Below are 19,563 nucleotides of genomic sequence, written 5' to 3'. Positions count from 1 at the left end.
CTCACTGGGCTTTCACAGCCTACGGAGGAGGCCATGTGGAGAACCTGTGCGGCCGGACAGCAGTCCGCTCAGGTCCGGCCGTGCGCGCGAGCGGGGATCTGGGTCGCGAGCTTGCCGCCGGAGACGTCGAGCAGGGTGCCGGTGATGTACCCGGAGGCGTCGCTCGCCACGAAGACGAGCAGGTCGGCGACGTCGTCCGGCGTCTCCCACCGGCGGAGCGACAGCGTGTCGAGCAGGCGGTCCTGCGCCTCGGCCGGCATCGTCGCGAAGCCGTTCATCGCCGTCGGCACCATGCCCGGTGCGTAGGCGTTCACGGTGATCCCCCACGGGCCGAGCTCCGACGCCAGGACCCGGGTGAACGAGACGACGGCGGCCTTCGACGCCGCGTAGGCCGCGTTCCCGACGCTGGGCACGATCGCCGCGAACGATGCGGCGTTGATGATCCGCCCGCGCCCGGCCGCCTGCATCACGGGAGCCACGGCCTGGCTCATCAGGAACGTGCCGCCGAGGTTGACGTCCATGCAGCGGCGCCAGGCGTCCCACTCGAGTTCGGCGACCGTGCCCGTGACGTTGATGCCGGCGTTGTTCACCAGCACGTCGATCGTGCCGTGCCGCCGGACGACCTCGTCCACGGCGTCGCGCACCGACTGCGGGTCGGCGACGTTGCACACGACGTGGTCGAGCGGGAAGCCCGGCTCGAAGGCCAGGTCGAGCGCGACGACGCGGCTCCCCTCGCTGACGAAGCGGTCGGCCAGCGTGCGGCCGATCCCGCGCGCTGCGCCGGTCACGACCACCACGCGGTCGGTCAGGTCGAGGTGCATCGTTGCTCCCGTTGTCGGTGCCTTGAATAGGCATACTATTCGAGCATGACGGATCAGCGTGTGCTCTGGGTCACGGGTGGGGGCAGCGGCATGGGGGCCGCGAGCGCCGAGGCAGCGGCGCGGGACGGCTGGACCGTGGTCCTCAGCGGGCGCCGTGCCGACCGGCTCGAGCAGGTCGCGCGCACCGTCCGCGGCGCCGGGGGAACCGCGGACGTCCTGCCCCTCGACGCGAACGACCCCGACGCCGTCACCGCCGCGCGGGACACCGTGCTCGACCGGCACGGGCGGCTCGACGGGCTCGTGCTGGCGGCCGGGCTCAACGCCCCGAGGCGCCGGTGGGACGACCAGTCGCTGACCGACTTCCGCGCGATCGTGGACACGAACCTCACCGCCGTCGTCTCGCTGGTGGACGCCGCGTTGCCGGCACTCCGCGCGGCCGGCGGCGTGGTCGTGGTGGTGTCGTCGTACGCCGGGTGGTCCTTCCAGCCGGGGGCGGGTGTCGCGTACTCGGCGAGCAAGTCCGCGCTGGCCTCGGTCGTCCGGACGCTCAACCAGCAGGAGGCCGAGCGCGGCGTGCGTGCCACCCACCTGTGCCCGGGTGACGTCGCGACGGACTTCCTCGACCAACGGCCCGAGGTCCCCGACGCGGCCGCCCGGCAGCGCATGCTCCAACCGGAGGACATCGGGCGGACGGTCGCCTTCGTGCTCGGGTCGCCGGCGCACGTGCGCATCGACGAGCTCGTGCTGTCGCCGGTCTCGCAGCGGTGACGAGCACCTTCGAACGGGTCCTCGACCAGGTCGGTGCCGCCGTCGTCTCCGGCGCGGTCGCCGTGGGCAGCCGCAGGAGCGTCGACGACCTGGTGACCTGGACGGGCGCCAGTCGCAGCATCGTCCGCGAGGCCGTCCGCGTCCTCGTCGCGCTCGGCCTGCTCAGCGCGCGGCGCCGGGTCGGCGTGACCGTCCTCGACCTGCGGGAGTGGGACGTCCTGGACCCGCGTGTGGTGCGGTGGCGCCTGCGGGGCCCCGACGGCGAGCGCGTGGCGGTCGAACTCCGCGAGCTGCGCGCGGCGGTCGAACCCGCCGCCGCTGCCGCAGCAGCCCGGCGAGCGGCGCTCGACGCGTGCGCGGACCGACGAGAGGCCCTCCGCACCACCGCGGACGAGCTCGCCGCCGCCGCGACCCGCGACGACCGCCTCGACTTCGTGGCCGCGGACGTGCGGTTCCACGCGCTCGTGCTCGACCTGTCCGGCAACGCCCTGTACCGACGCCTGCACCAGGTCGTCGGCCAGGTACTGCGCGAGCGCGGGGGCATCCGCCCGGACCTCCACGACGTCGGCCTCCACCTCGCACTCGCCGACGCCGTCGTCGACGGCCGGCCGGACGACGCAGCCTCGACCATGCGGGCGATCGTCGACCGCACGTGAGCGGGGCGCGCCGGACCTGCGAGGATGGACCCCGGCGCGCCCCTCCGGCGCCCGTGGAGGGTGAGTCGTGGACGCAGCACAGGACCTGGTCGTCCAGCTCGTCGGCACCCCGTGGGCGTTCTTCGTGGTCGGCCTCGTGCTCGCCGTGGGCAGCGTCGCGGTCTTCCTGCCCAGCCAGGCACTCGTCGTCGCGATCGGCACGCTCCTGGTGGGCGGTGACGGCGGTCTCCTGCCGGTCCTCTTCCTCGTCGTCGCGGCGTCGATCGGGATGGTCCTCGGCGACCTCGGGCTCTACCACCTGGCGCGGTCGGTCGACCTCGGCTCGAGGTCGTGGTTCGCGCGTCCGAAGGTCCGCGCGGCCCGGGACGCCATCGACGGCCGCTACCGTGCCGCTCCCGGGCGCATCGCGGTGCTCGGACGCTTCATCCCGATGGGCCGGTTGACGACGAACCTGGTCGGCGCGGACAGCGGGCTCGACCTCCGGCGGTTCCTGCTCAGCTGTGTGCTCGCCGACGTCGTGTGGGCCGCGTACTGCGTCGGCATCGCCTCGGCCACCGGGCGCTGGAGCCGCGAGCAGCCCTTCCTCGTCACGACCCTCGCGGTCGTGGCGTCGATCCTGCTCGGCCTCGCGATCTCGGCGATCGAGAAGGCCGTCCGACGACGGAGCGAGGCTGCGGCCGCGGCCTGACGAACGTAGGCTGAGCACCCCGTTCGAAGGAGAACCCGTGCTGCTCGACGACCTCGTACCGGACCCCGACGCGCTCGAGCGCATCGCCACCGGCAGCACCTGGGCCGAGGGGCCCTGCTGGATCCCGTCGACGCGCACGCTGCGGTGGTCCGACATCCCGGGTGACCGGATCCTGCAGTGGCACGCGGACTCGGGGGAGACCTCGGTGTACGCGGACGGTGTCGAGTTCACCAACGGCCGCACGCTCGACCGGGACGGCAGCGTCGTGCAGTGCTCGCACGGGCTGCGTCGGGTCGAGCGGGACCGCGACGGCGTCGTCACGCCGATCGTCGACGTGTGGGACGGGGGCCGGTTCAACTCCCCGAACGACGTGGTGGTCGCGCGGGACGGCGGCGTCTGGTTCACCGACCCCGCCTACGGCATCACCCAGCCGCGCGAGGGACACCCGGGCGTGCGTGAGTACGGCGACCACTGGGTGTTCCGGTGCGGCCCGGCGGGCGAGGACCTGCGACCAGTGGCGACCGACCTGGACGAGCCGAACGGCCTGGCCTTCGACCCGGACGAGCGGGTGCTGTACATCGCGAGTTCGTCGGGCGACGAGCCGGTCATCCGCGCCTACGACCGACGTGGCGACCTGCTGAAGAACGGTCGGGTGTTCGCGCGGCTCGAACCCGGAGAGGGTGCGCCGGACGGCATCCGGGTCGACGTGCGCGGAAACGTCTGGTCGTCCTCGCACCGCGGCGTCGTCGTGTTCGACCCGACGGGCGCCCGGATCGGTGCGGTCGCCGTGCCGGAGGTCACGTCGAACCTGTGCTTCGGCGGCGACGACGGCACCACGCTCTTCCTGACCGCGACCACGTCGGTGTACCGGATCGCCACGACGACGCGGGACGCTGCCGTATCCTGACTCGGCCATGCAGTGCGACTACTTCGACCGCGGGGTGTGCCGGTCGTGCACGCTCATGGGCCAGCCCTACGCCGACCAGGTCCTCGACAAGGAACTCCGCACGCGCGAGCTCCTGCACGCCGCGGTCGAGGCCGCCGGAGGCCCCGGAGCGGTCTCCTGGTCGCCCGCGATCACGAGCCCGGAGTCGGGGTACCGGAACAAGGCGAAGATGGTCGTGGGCGGGACCGTCCAGCACCCCACCGTCGGTATCCTCGACCACCGGCAGCGCGGGGTGGACCTGCGGCACTGCGGGATCTGCACGCCCGGCATCCGGCACGCGTTGCCCGTGCTGGCCGAGTTCGTCTCGACCGCCGGGCTGATCCCGTACGACGTCGCCGCGCGCCGGGGTGAGCTCAAGTACGTCCTGGTCACCGAGTCGCCCGACGGCGAGCTGATGATCCGGTTCGTGCTGCGTTCCGAGGGGCAGCTCCCGCGGCTCCGCCAGCACCTCGACGCCCTGCGTGCCGCACTGCCGAACGCGGTCGTGGTGACCGCCAACCTGCTGCCCGAGCACAAGGCCGTCACCGAGGGCGACCGCGAGATCGTGCTGACCGAGCAGGAGACCCTGCCGATGCGGCTCGGCGGGATCACGATGCACCTGCGGCCGCAGAGCTTCTTCCAGACGAACACCGGCGTCGCGACCGAGCTGTACGCGCAGGCGACGGCCTGGATCGACGAGCTCGACCCGGCGTCGATGTGGGACCTGTACTGCGGCGTCGGCGGGTTCGCGCTGCACGCTGCCCGTCCAGGCCGCGTGGTGAACGGTATCGAGACGAGCGCCGAGGCGATCCGCTCCGCGAAGCAGTCCGCTCGTGAGGCCGGCCTCGAAGGCCTCCGGTTCGCCGCCGACGACGCGACCGAGCACGCCCTCCGGGCTCGTCCGGACGCGGTGCCCGAGCTCGTCGTCGTGAACCCTCCGCGTCGCGGGATCGGGGAGCGGTTGTCGACCTGGCTCGAGGGGTCGGACGTCCAGCACGTCGTCTACTCGAGCTGCAACCCGGTGACCCTGGCGAAGGACCTGGCACGCATGCCGTCGTTCCGGCTGCGCCGGGCCAGGGTGCTCGACATGTTCCCGCAGACCGGGCACCTCGAGGCCGTGACCCTGCTCACGCGGGCCTGATCCCGACCGTCGATCGGCATTGCCAGGGAATTGCCAAGGACACGTACCCGGGTACGCCTCGATCACCATGGCCATGGGCATCGAGCCGTTCAGGTTCTGGGGCGGGGTACATAGCATGCACGGGTAGAACCGTTTGTCTCGGTTTGATAACGGTCAAGAGTTTCCTATGGTTGCCGACCGAGGTGCCGCCGGCCCGATGACCACTGCCCCCGGTGGCGCACCCCCACAACTGACCGCGATCGGTCGGGGTGGGCAGTGGATCCCGCAACAGATGCGGCTCGTGACCCCGGTGGAGCAATCACATGAAGAAGCTTTCCCGTACCCGCACCATCGTCGGTGGCCTGGCGTTCGCCGGCATCGCCGCGACCGGTGTCGGCCTCGCGGCAGCCCCCGCGAACGCAGCGTCCGGTTCGACCTGGGACCAGCTCGCGCAGTGCGAGTCCGGCGGCAACTGGGCCATCAACACCGGCAACGGCTACTACGGCGGCCTGCAGTTCAACCTCGGTACCTGGCAGGCGAACGGTGGCGCGGGCAACCCCGCCTCCGCCAGCCGCGAGGCCCAGATCGCCGTCGCCGAGCGTGTCCTCGCCTCGCAGGGCTGGGGTGCATGGCCCGCCTGCTCCGCCCAGCTCGGGCTGAGCGGCACCAGCGGTGCAGCCCCTGCCGCGGCGGCTCCGGCCCCCGCACCGGCTCCCGCGCCCGCACAGCAGGCCGCCCCGCAGCCCGCTGCACCGGCACCGGCTCCCGCCGAGCAGGCCGCCCCGCAGCCGGCCGCGCCGAGCACGACCGAGTCGACGCCCGCCCCGGCAGCGACGACGCCGAGCAAGCCGGCCCCGGTCAAGACGAGCGGCAAGACGTACACGATCGCCCCGGGTGACACGCTCGACACGATCGCGACGAAGCTCGGGATCGACGGCGGCTGGAAGCAGCTCTGGGCCGCGAACACGTCGACCATCGACGACGCGAACCTGATCTACGCCGGCCAGGAGCTCCAGCTCCCCGCCTGATCTCTCCGCAGACCGAACACGACGACGCCCCACGACCTCGAGTCGTGGGGCGTCGTCGTGCGTGCGGCGCCGGGCTACTGCGGGTTGTCGCTGAGCCAGCCGGCGACGTCGTCGGACCGGAGCGCCTGGGACAGCGAGGCGACCTCGAGTCCGTTCAACGTGACGACCGACTGCCCGTCCGGCGAGGTGCCGGAGCCCGCCGTCGGGACGGTGAAGGTCACCAGGTCGTCGGCCCGTGCGGCCCGGAGCGACCAGCCCAGCTCGACGAGCCGTGAGGACGGCAGCCCCGCGTCGACCGCCAGGTGGTCGCTCGTCGCGGCGACGAAGTCCTGGATGCGCCCCGGGTTGGTGACGGTGCCGCGGGACAGCAGTCCGTCCACGACGCCGCGCATGAACGCCTGCTGGTTGCGGACCCGCGTGTGGTCGGCGTCGGCGAAGGCGTAGCGCTCCCGGACGAAGGCGAGCGCGGCGGCGCCGTCGAGCCGGTTCGCCCCCGCCGTGAAGTCGTGGCCCCGTGCCGAGAACGCCCGGGGGGAGTCGACCGTGACCCCGCCCAGGGCATCGGTCATGTCCGCGAACCCGGCGAAGTCGATCTCGGCCACGTGGTCGACCCGGACGTCCAGGAGCTGCTCGACGGTCTGCACGGTCAGGGGTACTCCGCCCCAGGAGTAGGCGGCGTTGATCTTCGCACGGCCGTGTCCGGGCACCTCGACCCACGAGTCCCGCATGATCGACATGAGGTAGACGTGCTGCCGGTCGGCGGGGACGTGCACGAGCATCAGGGTGTCGGAGCGCCCGCCGAGCTCGGGCCGCGCACCTTCGGGTCCGCCCTGCGCTCGGGCGTCGGACCCGATGAGCAGGATGTTCTCACCGCCGGAGGCGCTCGGCCGAGCGCCGTTCGGGAACGGGTCGGCGATGGTGTCGCGACCGGCGTCGAAGCTGCGCGCGAGCCCGCCGACGAACACACTCGCCACGACGGCGAGGACCAGGGCGACACCGACGAGCGAGCCGAGCGTCGCGATCAGGGCGACCAGGAACGGTCGCCGTCGCCGGGTGCTGGGACGGGGTGCGCGGCGGGTGTGGGTTGCGGCCATCCGGGCGGCTCGGCGTTCGGACATGCGGGGCTCCTGTGGTCAGGTCGGCACGCACCGACCACAGGATCTTATCGCATGTGGTATTTCATGAACAGTGTTTCACTCGGACTGCGGTTTGGCGAGCAGTTCGCCCAGTGCCGTCCGGAGTGCCGGGTCCTCCGGCAGGACCTCGCGCTCGATGTGCCGTGCGGTCTCCCAGGCGGACCGGCCAGCGGACGTCACGCTCACCACGCGGCGCCGGCGATCGGCGGGATGCGGGGTGCGCTCGACCAGGCCGTCCCGCTCCATCCGCTCGAGCGTGCGGGACATCGTCTGCGGCTGGACCCGGGCCGTGCGGGCGATGGTGTCCGCGCCGGTCGGACCGGTCCGGATGAGGATGTCGATCGCGACGACCGCGGCGTGCGAGAGCCCGATGGCGCGGAGCCGTTCGTCCCAGTCCCGTTCGACGGACCGTGCAGCCGCGGACAGCAGGCGCCCGAGGGGCCACTGCTCGCTCGTGTCCTGCATGCCGTGATTCTATGGTCGTCAGGAGCGCTCGACCGTCAAGTAATCAGCATGCTGACGATCGGTGTACGCTCACCGACGTGTCCCGCTTCCTCCGCATCGTCCTCCCCGCGCTCGTCATCGTGGTCTGGCTCGGCATCGCCTCGGTCGGCGGTCCCTTCTTCGGCAAGATCTCCGAGGTCTCCACCAACGACCAGACCTCGTTCCTGCCCGCCTCGGCCGACGCCACGAAGGTGCAGGAGCGGTCCTCCGAGTTCCGCGACGAGTCCGGAGCGCCCGCGATCATCGTCCTCGAGCGCGACGGCGGACTGACGTCGACCGACCTCGCCGACGCGAAGACACTCGCCACGACGCTGTCCGACCGCGCCGACGTCGATGCCGTCAGCCCGGTGATCCCGAGCGAGGACGGCGACGCGGTCGAGATCGTCGCCACGCTCACGCAGGACGCCGAGACCGGGGACGCGGTCGCGGCCATCCGGGCCGACGTCGACGACGCGCTGCCGTCCGGTGTGAGCGGCTACGTCACCGGCCCCGCCGGGTTCACCGCGGACCTGACCGAGGCCTTCGCCGGCATCGACGGGCTGCTGCTCGGGGTGGCGCTCGCCGCGGTGTTCGTGATCCTGATCATCGTCTACCGATCACCCCTGCTGCCCGTCCTCGTGCTCGGGACCGCCACGTTCGCCCTGTGCGCCTCGATCCTCGTGGTCTGGTGGCTCGCCAAGGCCGACATCGTGACGGTCAACGGGCAGGTCCAGGGCATCCTGTCGATCCTGGTGATCGGCGCGGCGACGGACTACGCGCTCCTGTACACCTCGCGCTTCCGGGAGGCGCTGCGCGACCACCGCACCGGCTGGGACGCGACGAAGGCCGCCCTGCGGGGGAGCCTCGAGCCGATCCTGGCCTCGGGCGGCACGGTGATCGTCGGGGTGCTCTGCCTGCTGCTCTCCGACCTCAACTCGAACAAGGCGCTCGGCCCCGTCGCGGCCATCGGCATCGCATTCAGCCTGCTCGCCGCCCTGACGCTGCTGCCCGCGCTGCTGCTCGCGTTCCGCCGCGCGGCGTTCTGGCCGCTGCGTCCCGCGTTCGGCAGTGCCCACCCCGTGCTCACCGGTCCGGACGCCCGCGGCATCTGGGCGCGCGTCGGACGGCTCGTCGCCCGTCGGTCGCGGGTGGTGTGGATCGTCTGCACGGTCGGCCTGCTCGCGATGGGTGCCGGCCTGTTCGGACTCAAGGCGGACGGGGTGCCGCAGAGCGACCTGATCATCGGGTCGTCGCAGGCCCGTGACGGTCAGGACGTGCTGGCCGACCACTTCCCGGGCGGGTCGGGCAGCCCCGCGCAGGTCATCGGCGCGGAGCGCGACCTCGACCAGCTCGTCGACGCGATCACCGCGGTGGACGGGGTCGACGGTGTCGTCGCCGCAGCGAAGGACAGCCCCGCCGGGACCGTCCCGGTGACCGGGTCCGCCGCCGGCAGCAGCACGCCGACCGTCTCCCGCGGTGACGTCCTGCTCGAGGCGACGCTGTCCGACGCCGCCGACTCGGACGCCGCCGAGCAGACCGTCCGCGACCTCCGCACCGCCGTCGAACGGGTCGACCCGGGAGCGATCGTCGGTGGCGTCACCGCGACGGCGGTCGACACGAACGACACCGGCATCCGTGACCGCACCCTGATCATCCCCGTGGTGCTCGTCGTGATCCTGCTGATCCTGATGCTCCTGCTCCGCAGCATCGTCGCGCCGCTCGTGCTGATCGGCAGCGTGATCGTGTCCTTCGCGGCGGCCCTCGGTGTCGGAGCGCTCGTCTTCGACCACGTGTTCCACTTCCCGGGGGCGGACCCGAGCGTGCCGCTGTACTCGTTCGTGTTCCTGGTGGCACTCGGCGTCGACTACAACATCTTCCTCATGACACGAGTGCGTGAGGAGGCACTGCGGCACGGTCCACGCGAGGGCGTCCTGCGCGGACTCGGCGTGACCGGCGGGGTGATCACGTCGGCGGGCGTCGTGCTCGCCGCCACGTTCGCCGCCCTCGGCGTGATCCCGATCCTGTTCCTCGTGCAGATCGCGTTCGTCGTCGCGTTCGGCGTGCTGCTCGACACGATCGTGGTCCGTTCGCTGCTCGTGCCGGCGCTGGCCTACGACCTCGGGCACCGCGCCTGGTGGCCGTCGCGCCTCTCGCGCACGAACCCTGACATGTGACACGCTGGACCCATGCCAGTTCCCTCGACGCAGTCCGCTGCCGAGCGCAAGCTCCTCCGTGACACGGTGCAGGACAAGATCCGCGACGCCATCATGGACGGCACGCTCGAGCCCGGGGAACGGCTCAACGACGACGACCTGATCGCCTGGCTCGGGGTCTCCCGCACCCCGATCCGCGAGGCCCTCGCCGAGCTCGCCCGGGCCGGCCTCATCGAGATGGCGCCGAACCGCTACACCCGGGTCGCGGCGCCGACGAAGGGGGAACTCCTCGACGCGTACCGCACCCTCGGCGTGATCTACGGCGGCGTCGTGCGGCTCGCGGTGCCCCGGTTCACGGACGCGCAGCGCAAGAAGATCGTGAAGATGCTCGACGACGTGCACGCGCGGGTGAGCGCCGACGAGCAGGACCAGGTGGCGCGCGACGGAGCCGGCATCTACGCCATGTGGGCGGATGCGTGCGGCAACCCCTCGCTCGTGCAGCTCTGCAACTCGACCACGGACGGGCTCTCCTTCAAGCTCCGCGTGCCGGAGCTCGCCGAACTCCTGCCGGCCGACGTGATCCTGCCCGAGCTGACGAAGCTCAAGGACGCCGTCGTCGCGAAGGACCCCATCGCTGCCGAACTCGCCATGGAGGCGATCCACCTGCTCCCGTCGCGCGACTAGCGCGACCAGGAGACGGACTGGAGGCCCGTGGGGACGCCGCCACGGGCCTCCAGCCCGTCACGGGGTGACGGCGAGTACGGGGTGACCTTCCAGGCGCATCCCATGTCCGTTCCCCGCGTGGCGGTTATGGTTTCCCGGTGAGCAACGAACCCGAGCAGACGACCGAGCCCGCACACCGCGGTGCTGCGACGCCGCGCCACGGGCGCCAGAAGCGACGCGCAGGCGTCGTGTTCCCGGCCGTCGCGGGGGTGCTCACGATGGCCCTGTTGCTGGGCGTCGGGTACGCGGGGTACGCGTACAACCAGCTGTCCGACGGTGTCACGATCGTCAACGCGATCACCGGCAAGAAGGACACGAAGGACGACGTCGACGGCAAGGCGCAGAACATCCTGCTCGTCGGGGACGACCACCGGCCGGAGAACGCCACCCCCGAGCAGATGGCGGAACTGAGCACGACGTCGGACGGCGGTGCGACGAACACCGACACGATGATCGTGCTGCACATCAACGCCGACGGCAGCCAGGCGACGATGATCTCGTTCCCCCGTGACTCGTACGTCGACATCCCGGACGTCGGCAAGGGCAAGCTCAACAGCGCCTTCTACTACGGCACGCTCAACGGCGGTGGCGACACCGGCGGTGCGAAGATGCTCATCAAGACGATCGAGAACCTGAGCGGCCTGCAGATCGACCACTACGTCCGCGTCTCGCTGCTCGGCTTCTACCAGGTCGTCAAGGAACTCGGCCCGGTGCAGGTCTGCCTCAACCAGGCGACCAGCGACCCGTACTCCGGCGTCGACCTGCCGGCGGGCAAGTCCTCGCTCAACGCGAAGGAGGCGCTGTCCTTCGTGCGACAGCGCCACGGCCTGCCGAACGGCGACCTCGACCGCAACGTCCGCCAGCAGTACTTCCTGTCGCAGGAGGCCCGGAAGGTCACGTCGGCGGGGACGCTGCTCAACCCGGTGAAGATGGGGAACATCCTCAAGGCCGTCGGCGGATCGATCCAGACCGACACCGACCTCATCGACCTGGCGTCACAGATGCGCAACCTGCGGCCCGGCAACATCCAGTCCGCCACCATCCCGACGCTCGGCACGCCGACCATCTACGTGAACGGCTCCGCCCTGTCGATCGTCGAGGTCGACACCGTCGGCCTGCCCGCGTTCGTGCAGGGCCTGGTCGGCGAACCCGAGGCGTACACGAAGGCCGGCCGCGCACAGCCGGCGAACACCTCGGTCACGGTGCTGAACGGCAGCGGGGTCGAGGGTGCCGCGACGGCTGCGGGGCAGGTCTTGACCGCCCGCGGCTTCCAGGTCGCTCCGGCCGGTTCGTCCGCGACGACGAAGACCACCCAGGTGCAGTACCCCGCCGGTCAGGAGTCGCAGGCGAAGGCCATCGCGTCCGTGGTGCCCGGTGCCGTCGCCGTCCGCACCAGTGCGGTCACCGGTGTCACGCTCGTGCTCGGCACCGACGGCAAGACCGCGAAGCCGATCGCGACCGAGCCGAGCGCCGGGGCCTCGACGCCGTCGACCGGCGGTTCGAGCACCGGCTCGAAGCCGACGAAGAAGCCCGCGAAGGAGCCGACGGCCAAGTCGACCGACGTGCACAACTACGGCACCGAGGGCACCTGCATCAACTGATGGGAACCCGCCGGGCAACCGATCGGTAGGTTCACGGTGTGACCAGCGCCACACGCCCGATCGTCCTGATGACCTACAACATCAAGAACCCGGACCCCGCGCACGACTGGCCGGCCCGCCTGCCGGTCGTGCTCGACCTGATCCGCCGGCACGACCCCGACCTGCTGTGCGTGCAGGAGGCCTTCGCGCGCCAGATGGACGACCTGCGTGCCGGCCTGCCGGACCACGCCGACGTCGGACAGGGGCGCGAGGGCGGTGACGCCGGCGAACACGCGTCCGTCTTCTACCGCCGCGACCGGTTCCGGCCGTCCGACGAGGGGTCGTTCTGGCTGTCGGACACCCCGGACGAGCCCGTCTCGAACACCTGGGGCAGCCTGTACCCGCGGATCGCGAACCACGCCCGGTTCCTCGACGCCGAGGGACCCGCGTTCACCCTGCTCACCACGCACCTGGACCACGAGCCCGGTGCGCACGGTGACGAAGTCCGCGGCCGGAGTGCCGCGCTCATCGCCGAACGACTGGCGGGCACCACCGGCCCGGTCGTGTTCGCGGGGGACTGCAACGAACCCGCGGGCAGCGGGACGGCCTCGCGGGTGTTCGCCGAGGCCGGGTTCGCCGACACCTGGCTCGCCGCGGGCGACCCCGCCGACCGCACCGCCACGTTCAACGACTGGCAGCCGCCGGTCGACTCGGGCGAGCGGATCGACTGGGTGCTCACCCGCGACGTGAGCGCCGTGGACCGCATCGTCATCGACCACGACGGCCCCGAGACCTGGTTCGCCAGCGACCACTTCCCGGTCATCGCGACACTGCGGGTCTGAGTCGCTTCAGCAGCTACGCTGCGCGTGGACGGGCATCGGTGAACCGAGCACCGTGACGGTCGTCTCGTTCGTCAGGGCGGAGACCCCGTTGGTGCCGGCGTCGTCGGAGTGCTCACTCGACTCGTCGTCGTCGTCGTGCCGGTCGGCCCAGCCCTCGCGGAGCAGGAGCTGCCAGGCGCGCGAGTCGTCCGAGCCGTAGGACACCCGCTCCGAGCGGGGAGCGTCGGCGATCTCGTCCGCGATGTCGTCGCCCACCCGGACACCGCCCGGGCCGGTCAGCTCGATCTGCCGGCCGAGCACGCTGCGGACTGAGTCGCGCAGCACCCGGATCTCGACGGCGTTGCCGGCCGCCGCGTCAGTCGTCAGGGCTGCGACGCGGATGGCGCCGCCCCAGGTGTAGGTGGTGCCGGCAGGGAAGCATGCCCCGCCGTCACCCTCGGCCGTCTGCGTGCGGGACGGTGTGCCGAGCAGACGGTTCAGGACGCTCACGGTCAGCCCGGAGTCGCGCATCGAGGACTCCACCACGGTGTCGTCGCCGTCCCGGAGCACGAGAGCCTCGGCGTCGAGCTCGATCGAGTCGACCCGTCGGAGTTCCGCCTTCGTCACGTGCACCGGAGCGGCGTCGTGCGAGGTCTCGGCGGCCACGGCCACGTCTGCCCCGAGCCCGGCGGTGCCGTCGAACGCGAGCGCACCGGCCGAGAAGGCCAGCACGGCGGCGCCGAGCGCCAGCAGGGTCCGAGGAGTCACCGTTCGACGGTAGGGCCTCGATTGGAACAGAACGACAGGTGTTACCGAATCGGAGCCTGCCCGTCACCGGACCGTGACAAACGAGGATCACGCACCTGCGGCCCTGGAGCGGTGCGGTCGACGGGCGCAGGCCGCTCCGCGCAACGGGGGACAGCCTCCTGGACGGCCCGCAGCGACCCCCTGCGTACCGTCGGCGGCATGACGGACCAGCAGAACGACCAGACCGGGCCTGACCAGTACGTGATGCAGGACCCCACGAAGATGTACGCCGACAAGAAGCCCGACGAGCAGTACCTCGAGGGTGCCGGCACCGACGCGGAGATGGCGCAGAACGTCCCCGCCGACCACGGTGAGGACACCTACCGCGGCTCGGGTCGTCTGACCGGCCGCAAGGCGCTCGTCACCGGTGGCGACTCCGGCATCGGTGCCGCCGTCGCCATCGCCTACGCCCGCGAGGGTGCGGACGTCGCGATCTCGTACCTGCCCGAGGAGCAGGAGGACGCCGACCGCATCGTCGGGCTCATCGAGGCCGCCGGACGCAAGGCCGTCGCGCTGCCGGGCGACATCACCTCGCTCGAGGTCTGCGAGCAGCTCGTGGCCGACGCGGTCGAGCAGCTCGGTGGCCTCGACATCCTGGTGAACAACGCCGGCAAGCAGCAGAACGTCGACGACATCACGAAGATCTCCGACGAGGAGTTCGACGAGACCTTCAAGACGAACGCCTACGCGACGTTCCGGATCACGAAGGCCGCCGTGCCGCACCTGCAGCCCGGCTCCACGATCATCAACACGACGTCGATCCAGGCGTACGCCCCGTCGCCGCACCTGGTGCACTACGCGGCCACGAAGGCGACCGTGAACAACATGGCGAAGGGCCTGGCCGCGCAGCTCGCGCCGAAGGGGATCCGCGTCAACGCGGTCGCTCCGGGCCCGATCTGGACGCCGCTGCAGCCGGCCGGCGGTCAGCCGCCGGAGGCGCTGCCGAGCGCGGGCGAGCAGACCTACCTGGGCCGCTGGGGCCAGCCGGCCGAGCTCGCGCCGGCCTACGTGTTCCTCGCGAGCGGTGAGTCGTCGTACGTCGTGGGCGAGACGCTGCACGTCGACGGTGGGATGCCGACGCCGTAGGGCGCTGTTCCTGACGGGGCTCTGACGGGAGGCGCGGTGCCGGTGGGTACCGCGCCTCCCGTCGTCCGTGTGGCCGGGCCTACGGCGCCTGGTCGCGTCAGCAGCTGACGGAGCGCGCCATCCGCTCGAGGAGCTCGCGCGCCGACATCGCGGCGGCCAGCTCGACCTCGACGGGGTTGATGCCGATCGCCTGCTCGAACGCGCGACGGCGGGCCTGGTCGGCGATCGGCACCTCGGGGCGCTGGGGCAGCACGGCGATGGCTCGAGCCGCCGCCTCGAACGCGCCGGCGGGCCGTCCGAGCTGCTCCCACATGGCCCGGACGTCGTGCGCCACCTGCTCGGGATCGCCGCCGAACTCGAAGCCGGTCGAGGCCATGGTCGCGAGTCCCTGGGCAGTGGGGTCGTTCGGGGTCATGCCCGCATGGTCGCACGGACGGCCGCGAACCGGCTCGACGTCGGGGTCTGTCCCCCCTTGTGCCGACACCCGTACCGGGGATTCTGGTGTCCCCCGTTCTGCGTTTGGATGGAGGTACCCCGGATCCGGGGTGACACGGACAGGACGTCCGGGGACGACGGAGGGCACGATGCTCGAACACACCAGCGCCGACACGCAGGCCGCGGCGGCCGCGGCGGCCACGCTGCACCTGCGGATCACGATCGTGGGTGCCACCGTCGACCTGCTCCGGGACGTCCCCTTCCACGAAGCCCGGCCCCTGCAGGTCGCCGAGCGGATGGGCATCAGCGTCGCCGAGCTGGAGCAGCACTTCCCGTCGTGGGACGGCCTGGTCCTCGCCGCACTGGACCGCTGGAACGGTGCCCGGATGGACGAGGTCACGCACGAGGTCGGTGACGGCTCGACCGTGGACCTGCTCCGCGCCATCGTCGCCTCGAACGCCGAGGACCCGGCCCTGATGCGCCTGCTCGTCGCCCTGCTGTCCGTCGCGGGCAACCCGGCGCACCCGATGGCGACCTACCTGCGGTCGCGGTACCAGCTCTTCTTCGCGCAGATCAAGCGCGGCCTGGAGCACGACGTCGCCATCGGCCGTGCCCCGCACACGATGGACCCCCGCCGCGGCGCCGAGCAGCTCATCGCCCTGTACGAGGGGCTGCAGCTGCAGGCCCTGCTGCGCTCTGAGCTCGACCTGGTGGCGGCGTTCGACCGCGCGGTCGCCCGGCTCGAGCGCGGCTGGATGGAGCGGTACGAGCCGCAGGCCGCCCGCCGTCTGGCGATGTGGGACGACGACGAATCGGGCAGCTGGGAGATCTGACCGGCGGTTCGTCCGCGGAGCGCGTTCCCCGCGCCGTCGTGCAGCGCGCCGCGGGTACTCCGGGAGGCGCAACCTGACGGAAGGAACCGACATGGCAGCACCGAACCCCATCCAGGTCCAGAAGTACCTGAGCGGCATCGACTACCCGGCGTCCAAGGACGACGTGGTCTCGACGGCCGAGCAGGAGGGCGCTCCGGACGACGTCCTCGAGGCGCTCCGTGCGATCCCGGACGGCGAGTACGACGCCCCGACCGCGGTGTCGAGCGCGGTGTCCGACGCCGGCTGAGCGCGGCCGGCCCACTCGGTGAGCAGAAGAGGTCGGGTGCGTGCGTCGCACTCGACCTCTTCTGCTCACGAAGCGCCTGACGGAGCGGTGCCGGCCGAGCCGCTCACGAAGCGCCGCCCGAGCGCGACCCGCGCGGCACCGAACCGTCGCCGGGGTCGTACCCGGTGTCACGGATGACACGCAGCGCCGTGGTGTCGTTGTGGACCGAGTGCACGACGACCCGACGCGTCCGGCGGAGCGCTCGACGGGCACCGGGCGTCGCGAAGAGCCCACCGAGCACCAGGCCCGCGCCGATCCCGAGTGCCACGGACACCGCTGCCACGAAGTCGAGCGCGGCGCTCGACGACCCGGACATGAAGTTCAGCAGGGCGTTCGACACGGCGACACCGGGCAGCAGCGCCCCGCAGAACGCCGGCACCGCGATCGCCGCCACGGCCGTGCGCATCCGGACGGCCGCGTAGGTGGAGAGCACCCCGAGCAGCACCGCCGCCAGGAACGTCGCCCCGAGGAGCGGCAGCCCGGCCTGCCGCAGCGCCCACAGCGCGGCACCGGCGGCGACCGAGAACACCACGGCGACCGGGATCACGCGGGCGCTGGCCTGCTGCACGAAGCAGTTCGCGCCCGCCGACACCACGGTCAGCGACAGCGACGCCCAGAGCGGCAGGGTCTGCGTCACGATGCCGGACGGGTCGACCTCGATCCGCAGCCAGTGCGTCATCGCGATCCCGGCCGGCACCCCGACCACGATCGCGGCGATGACCAGCCCGATGTAGAACGCCCGGGCCACGGCCATCGCCCGGAACCCGGAGATGGCGTCCTGCGCCCAGGTCACCAGGGACGGGTGCGGCAGCAGGAGCACCACGAGCGCCGCCACCATCGTCGCCGCACCGTTCGCGTTCAGCACCCCGGCCCAGATGGCCAGCGTGCCGATCGCCGACGCCACCGCGCCCTGCGCCCCGGACACGAAGAACTGCGGGTACCCGCGGTCGGTCAGCCAGCGTCCGGAGACGATGATCCCGAGCATCAGCACGAACGCCCCGAGTCCCGCGCGCCACCCGCCTCCGGCCTGCACGGCGATCGAGATGCCGAGGATCGACAGGCCGACGTCGGACAGCCACATCGGCCACCGCGGCGGGAGTCGCAGGACGGCGACCAGGGCGCTCACCGCCGAGGTCATGTCGCGGTCGTCGTGGATGAGGTCGTCGACGATCTGGTTCGCCCGCGCGAGCTTGTCGAGGTCGGAGCCGTCCGACCGCACGGTGCGGACCTTGACGAGCGGCGGGACGTCGGCTGGGGCGTACTGGATGGTCACCGAGCTGCCGGAGAAGTCGAGGTCGAGCGGCGCGAGGTTCCACTTCGTCGAGACCGCGACGACGGCCGTCTCGACGCTGCGGGTGTCGGCACCGGAGGCGAGCATGACCTCGGCCAGGTCGAGGCAGAAGTCGACGATCTGGGTCGCCGTGTACTGGTCGCGCCCCTTGGCGTCGGGCTCGACGTGCTCGTAGATCGTCCCGCGCAGGCGGGCTCGTGCGTCGCGCAGGTCGTGCTGCGCGAGGCTGCGGCGTCGTGGCCGGGGTGGGCGGCCCGGCTTGTGCGGGCCCGGGGGGTGCTGCTCGGCCATCACGCCATGGTGCCAGTCGACGGCGGCCGAGTCCGGACGTCCGCTGGACGCCTTCGGATCAGCCCCGGCGGCGCGTGCTCAGACGACCGAGGGCGAACGCCGCGACGACCGCGCCCACCAGCACGAGGACCGGTCCGGCGGTCAGCTGCCACGGTCGGCCATTGGCGACGAACGCGTAGTCGGACAGCGGGGCGTACGCGAACCACCCGAAGGACGACGGCGGAGTCGTCAGCACGAACACGATCCCGACGACGACGGCCAGCAGGCCGAGCCAGAGGGCGACGAGGGTCGGGGTGGCGAGGAAGCGGGGCACGGCACCCAGCGTAGGTGGACGACGGACGGGAGGCCCGTGGCGGGGTCGCCACGGGCCTCCCGTCCGTCAGGTGGTGACGCTCCTGCGTCCCGCGCCTACTGCTCGAAGGTCGCGTGCAGCGTGATCTCGACGCCGGTCAGCGCCTTGCTGACGGGGCAGGTCGCCTTGGCGTCCTCGGCGGCCTTGAGGAAGGCGGCCTCGTCGATGCCGGAGACCTCGCCGCTGACGGTCAGGACGATGCCGGTGAGACGGAAGCCGCCGGCCGGGTCCGGACCGAGCGAGACGTCGGCCTTGACGTCGAGGGCCTCGACCGTGCCGCCGGCCTCGCCGAGGACCGCGGAGAACTGCATGGCGTAGCAGGCCGAGTGGGCGGCGGCGATGAGCTCCTCGGGGCTCGTGGTGCCGCCGGCGTCCTCGGCGGTGCGCTTCGGGAACGAGACGTCGTACGTGCCGACCTTCGAGCTCGAGAGTTCGACCTGGCCGGAACCGTCCTCGAGGCCGCCGTTCCAGGCGGTGCGTGCGGTGCGAGTGGGCATGCCCGCTCCTTTCGTGTGGGGGAGCGGCCCCGAACGGGACCACCGCTCCTGAGTCAATCGGAGAACGAGCGTTCTCGCAACGGGCTCACGGCGAAGACGCAGGTCTGCCCTACGATCTGGCACATGGGGGACAGCGACATGAGAGGTTTCCGCGAGTCCGTGCTCGAGCAGGGTCCGGCCGACGTGACGAACCCGGTGGTCGCCTGGCTCCGGTTCGGGACGCAGGGGTGGCGGTTCCACGGGCGGGCGAGTCGCTCGGAGTTCTGGTGGGTGATCGCGCTCGAGCTCGCGCTGGTCGGGGTCGCGCTCTGGGTCGTCGGCGTGCACGGGACCGGAGGGCGGTGGGAGATGTACGTCGACCCGTTCGGGGTCGTCCCGTCACCGCGGGTCTCGTTCCACCTGATCGACCGCGGGCAGGGGGCGTGGTTCGGCTGGGGCGGCGGCGAGCGGGACGTCTGGCCGGACGCGTGGGACCTGGCGATCCTCGTTCCGACGATCCTGACCATCGTGCCCCGGTGGTCGCTGCTCGTGCGGCGACTGCACGACCGGGACCACGCTGGGCTGTGGATCCTGCTCCTCGTGTTCACCGGGCCGCTCGGTGCGGTCGTGCTGGGTGTCATGGTGGCGCGGTCGTCGCGTCCCGGTGGGGCACGGTTCGACCGCGGACTGTTCGCGGGAGGGCGTGGTCCCGAGGCAACTGGGCGACACATGTCGTCCTCGACGACAGGTGTAGCGTGAAGGGCG

Annotated in this window: 22 protein-coding genes; 14 read left to right on the top strand and 8 right to left on the bottom strand. The window is 71.8% G+C overall.

The window, feature by feature from the left end:
• Positions 1–68: 68 nt before the first annotated feature.
• Positions 69–821: an SDR family NAD(P)-dependent oxidoreductase gene (locus tag DEJ01_RS01920; RefSeq protein ID WP_111092059.1), complete on the bottom strand. Its 753-nt coding sequence runs from the start codon at positions 819–821 to the stop codon at positions 69–71.
• Between the two features lie 45 nt (positions 822–866).
• Here DEJ01_RS01920 and DEJ01_RS01915 point away from each other — a divergent pair, with 45 nt between their 5' ends.
• The 6 genes from DEJ01_RS01915 to DEJ01_RS18510 all read left to right on the top strand — a co-directional run bounded on the left by DEJ01_RS01915 (position 867) and on the right by DEJ01_RS18510 (position 6,006).
• On the top strand, positions 867–1,589 hold the full coding sequence (locus DEJ01_RS01915) for an SDR family oxidoreductase (RefSeq protein WP_181438332.1): 723 nt from the start codon (positions 867–869) through the stop codon (positions 1,587–1,589).
• Positions 1,586–2,245 carry a FadR/GntR family transcriptional regulator gene (locus DEJ01_RS01910; RefSeq protein ID WP_111092057.1) on the top strand — a complete coding sequence of 220 codons (660 nt, stop codon included), beginning with the start codon at positions 1,586–1,588 and terminating at the stop codon, positions 2,243–2,245. Before DEJ01_RS01915 ends, DEJ01_RS01910 begins: the two co-directional genes overlap by 4 nt.
• Before the next feature lie 67 nt (positions 2,246–2,312).
• On the top strand, positions 2,313–2,933 hold the full coding sequence (locus DEJ01_RS01905) for a DedA family protein (protein ID WP_071404822.1): 621 nt from the start codon (positions 2,313–2,315) through the stop codon (positions 2,931–2,933).
• 40 nt (positions 2,934–2,973) lie between these two features.
• Positions 2,974–3,840, top strand: a complete 867-nt coding sequence (locus DEJ01_RS01900) for an SMP-30/gluconolactonase/LRE family protein (protein ID WP_375342372.1) — start codon at positions 2,974–2,976, stop codon at positions 3,838–3,840.
• A gap of 7 nt (positions 3,841–3,847) precedes the next feature.
• Positions 3,848–4,999: a 23S rRNA (uracil(747)-C(5))-methyltransferase RlmC gene (rlmC, locus tag DEJ01_RS01895; protein ID WP_111092056.1), complete on the top strand. Its 1,152-nt coding sequence runs from the start codon at positions 3,848–3,850 to the stop codon at positions 4,997–4,999.
• Positions 5,000–5,301: 302 nt separating this feature from the next.
• Entirely contained in the window at positions 5,302–6,006 is a 705-nt protein-coding gene (locus DEJ01_RS18510; RefSeq protein WP_111040065.1) for a transglycosylase family protein, read from the top strand.
• 74 nt (positions 6,007–6,080) lie between these two features.
• On the opposite strand, the gene DEJ01_RS01885 is transcribed toward DEJ01_RS18510, so the two are convergent.
• Complete coding sequence (locus DEJ01_RS01885) at positions 6,081–7,124, bottom strand: LCP family protein (RefSeq protein WP_111092055.1); 1,044 nt, start codon at positions 7,122–7,124, stop codon at positions 6,081–6,083.
• 75 nt (positions 7,125–7,199) lie between these two features.
• Positions 7,200–7,607: a MarR family winged helix-turn-helix transcriptional regulator gene (locus tag DEJ01_RS01880; RefSeq protein ID WP_071404826.1), complete on the bottom strand. Its 408-nt coding sequence runs from the start codon at positions 7,605–7,607 to the stop codon at positions 7,200–7,202.
• 77 nt (positions 7,608–7,684) lie between these two features.
• Between DEJ01_RS01880 and DEJ01_RS01875 the strand changes: the two genes are divergently transcribed.
• From DEJ01_RS01875 to DEJ01_RS01860, 4 genes are all read left to right on the top strand, one after another.
• Positions 7,685–9,799 carry an efflux RND transporter permease subunit gene (locus tag DEJ01_RS01875; RefSeq protein ID WP_111092054.1) on the top strand — a complete coding sequence of 705 codons (2,115 nt, stop codon included), beginning with the start codon at positions 7,685–7,687 and terminating at the stop codon, positions 9,797–9,799.
• Positions 9,800–9,811: 12 nt separating this feature from the next.
• Positions 9,812–10,462, top strand: a complete 651-nt coding sequence (locus DEJ01_RS01870) for a GntR family transcriptional regulator (RefSeq protein ID WP_111092053.1) — start codon at positions 9,812–9,814, stop codon at positions 10,460–10,462.
• A gap of 137 nt (positions 10,463–10,599) precedes the next feature.
• On the top strand, positions 10,600–12,102 hold the full coding sequence (locus DEJ01_RS01865) for an LCP family protein (RefSeq protein ID WP_071404828.1): 1,503 nt from the start codon (positions 10,600–10,602) through the stop codon (positions 12,100–12,102).
• Between the two features lie 38 nt (positions 12,103–12,140).
• Complete coding sequence (locus DEJ01_RS01860; RefSeq protein ID WP_111092052.1) at positions 12,141–12,923, top strand: endonuclease/exonuclease/phosphatase family protein; 783 nt, start codon at positions 12,141–12,143, stop codon at positions 12,921–12,923.
• Between the two features lie 6 nt (positions 12,924–12,929).
• On the opposite strand, the gene DEJ01_RS01855 is transcribed toward DEJ01_RS01860, so the two are convergent.
• Positions 12,930–13,670, bottom strand: coding sequence for a hypothetical protein (locus DEJ01_RS01855; protein ID WP_111028642.1), 741 nt, complete (start codon positions 13,668–13,670; stop codon positions 12,930–12,932).
• A gap of 198 nt (positions 13,671–13,868) precedes the next feature.
• On the opposite strand from DEJ01_RS01855, the gene DEJ01_RS01850 reads away from it, so the two are divergent.
• Entirely contained in the window at positions 13,869–14,795 is a 927-nt protein-coding gene (locus tag DEJ01_RS01850; protein WP_110858602.1) for an SDR family oxidoreductase, read from the top strand.
• A 97-nt stretch (positions 14,796–14,892) separates the two neighbouring features.
• On the opposite strand, the gene DEJ01_RS01845 is transcribed toward DEJ01_RS01850, so the two are convergent.
• Positions 14,893–15,210, bottom strand: coding sequence for a hypothetical protein (locus DEJ01_RS01845; RefSeq protein WP_111024588.1), 318 nt, complete (start codon positions 15,208–15,210; stop codon positions 14,893–14,895).
• A 169-nt stretch (positions 15,211–15,379) separates the two neighbouring features.
• Between DEJ01_RS01845 and DEJ01_RS01840 the strand changes: the two genes are divergently transcribed.
• Entirely contained in the window at positions 15,380–16,063 is a 684-nt protein-coding gene (locus DEJ01_RS01840) for a TetR/AcrR family transcriptional regulator (RefSeq protein WP_111092051.1), read from the top strand.
• A gap of 91 nt (positions 16,064–16,154) precedes the next feature.
• Positions 16,155–16,349, top strand: coding sequence for a DUF2795 domain-containing protein (locus DEJ01_RS01835; protein ID WP_027467172.1), 195 nt, complete (start codon positions 16,155–16,157; stop codon positions 16,347–16,349).
• A gap of 103 nt (positions 16,350–16,452) precedes the next feature.
• Here the strand turns inward: DEJ01_RS01835 and DEJ01_RS01830 are convergent, their stop codons facing one another.
• The 3 genes from DEJ01_RS01830 to DEJ01_RS01820 form a co-directional block, all read right to left on the bottom strand.
• Positions 16,453–17,970 carry a threonine/serine exporter ThrE family protein gene (locus DEJ01_RS01830; RefSeq protein ID WP_111032665.1) on the bottom strand — a complete coding sequence of 506 codons (1,518 nt, stop codon included), beginning with the start codon at positions 17,968–17,970 and terminating at the stop codon, positions 16,453–16,455.
• A gap of 58 nt (positions 17,971–18,028) precedes the next feature.
• Complete coding sequence (locus DEJ01_RS01825; protein ID WP_111047698.1) at positions 18,029–18,283, bottom strand: hypothetical protein; 255 nt, start codon at positions 18,281–18,283, stop codon at positions 18,029–18,031.
• Positions 18,284–18,378: 95 nt separating this feature from the next.
• Complete coding sequence (locus tag DEJ01_RS01820; protein ID WP_027467170.1) at positions 18,379–18,819, bottom strand: OsmC family peroxiredoxin; 441 nt, start codon at positions 18,817–18,819, stop codon at positions 18,379–18,381.
• Positions 18,820–18,942: 123 nt separating this feature from the next.
• On the opposite strand from DEJ01_RS01820, the gene DEJ01_RS01815 reads away from it, so the two are divergent.
• Entirely contained in the window at positions 18,943–19,557 is a 615-nt protein-coding gene (locus tag DEJ01_RS01815; protein WP_111092050.1) for a DUF805 domain-containing protein, read from the top strand.
• Positions 19,558–19,563: the final 6 nt, after the last annotated feature.

Origin of the sequence: Curtobacterium sp. MCLR17_040 (assembly GCF_003234735.1) — a bacterium.
Lineage (GTDB): Bacteria > Actinomycetota > Actinomycetes > Actinomycetales > Microbacteriaceae > Curtobacterium > Curtobacterium flaccumfaciens.
This window is presented reverse-complemented; position numbering and strand designations above follow the sequence as displayed.